1 protein-coding gene is annotated in these 1,488 nt (G+C 65.0%); it reads right to left on the bottom strand.

The genetic code is table 11. The annotated features are described in order from the left end of the window. Nucleotides 1–444 precede the first annotated feature (444 nt). On the bottom strand, nt 445–1,488 hold a 1,044-nt coding region (locus H9642_RS18205; RefSeq protein ID WP_251837869.1), incomplete at its 5' end, for a hypothetical protein.

The following is a 1,488-nucleotide window of genomic DNA, read 5'->3' as shown; positions in this document are numbered from 1 at the left end:
CGCATATCCGCTCCTTCCTCGTATCGATCGATGCGCGCTCGCCTCCGCCCAGCCGTCGTCCGGCCCACGGATGAACAGTGCGCGCGGGTCAGGGCGCCGGACGGTGCTCGGGCTGAGCCGAGCTCGGCTCAGCCCGGCTCGGCACAGCACAAGCCGAGCTGAGGAGGCGCTCCGCCTCTTGGCTGTCGGCATCCGAGCGGAGTTCGTCGCGCTGAGAACGTGGCGTGCCGTCAGAGACCGGACGGCGCACGGCGCGCCACCACTCCCCGTTCTGGTCGACAACCTGATCCACGAGGTCAGCTGACTGAAGCCGCCCGAGCTCGAGCGCAACCTCACTGAGCGGGCGATCTACGACGACGGCGACATCTCGCGCCAGACCCGGTGCCTCCGTCAGCATCGCAAGCAGCTGGTCTGCGAGCGACCCACCCACTGACGTTGACGTGATCACACCAACACCTGCGACGGCGGGCCGATGAACTCGTATGCCCTTGGAGCAAGCGGCGCTATGAGATCGTTGCGGCCAAGCATGAGTGCATAGTTCTCGTACGAGGACTCGCTGTGGAGTGGAACGCGGTCCGGGACGGCAGATCCGTCACCCATGGGGTTGTCCGCCCACACGACGTTGCGGTGCAACCTCGCATCAGGTGACCAGCCCTCGGGTTCGACGATTCCGTAGCCCGCACTCACGCACGCGCTGATGTTCGCTTTGTTCGCCTCTCCGTAGAGCATCGTAGTGACTCCATGGCGGTCCAGGACCAGGGCATTCGCGATGAGCATGAGAGTCCGGGCCACGCCCTGCAGTGCGCGCGCAGGATGGCGAGTGTCCACCATTGTGAACGTCCCCTCAAATCCCCAGGCGAACGGCGCGAGGACGAAAAAGCACAACGTCGAGCCGGTCTCGTCGGTCATGGCAAAAACATAATGATCGCCTTGACCGTACCCGGTACCGCCGGCGTACTCGTCGGCGTCTGCTCGCGGCACATGAAAGTATGACACGAGAAGATCCGCGAACAGCTCGGCATCGGGCTCGGCGCCACCCCATTGCCGATACGGATCGTGGCACAAGACGCGAAGACCTCGAGACTCTGCTCGGTCGAGGAGCGACCTGGCCGATTCGTCGAACTCGGAGAAAATGCGTTCCTGGGCGACGCGCTTGCTCTGCACGGTCCTGATGAAGCGCTGCTGGCTTTCAATGGGCGGAGTACGAGAACCGTCGTTGCGGGAGAGCCACACGTAGTCGGCCCCTTCGGCGCACGTGCTCGACACCTTCAACCGGTTCAGTTCCAGAGGACCGTGCACGCCGGTGTCCGCGGGGAGAAGGGCGACGCTCGGTGCAGAATGATCGACGAGCGCGCGGAGGGTCCAACGGCTACTAGCCCCCGCGTTGAGCTGCGCGTCGAGCGAAGACGCCGTCGCGCGAAACAGCTCTGGGGTCAGCATCCCGGACGCGTACCCACGGATCCGGCCGACGCGGTCCGGACCCTTGAT

It is taken from the genome of Serpens gallinarum (assembly GCF_014836765.1).
Lineage (GTDB): Bacteria > Pseudomonadota > Gammaproteobacteria > Pseudomonadales > Pseudomonadaceae > Serpens > Serpens gallinarum.
The sequence above is the reverse complement of the archived record's forward strand: the minus strand, read 5'-3'. Positions and strand labels throughout refer to the sequence as shown.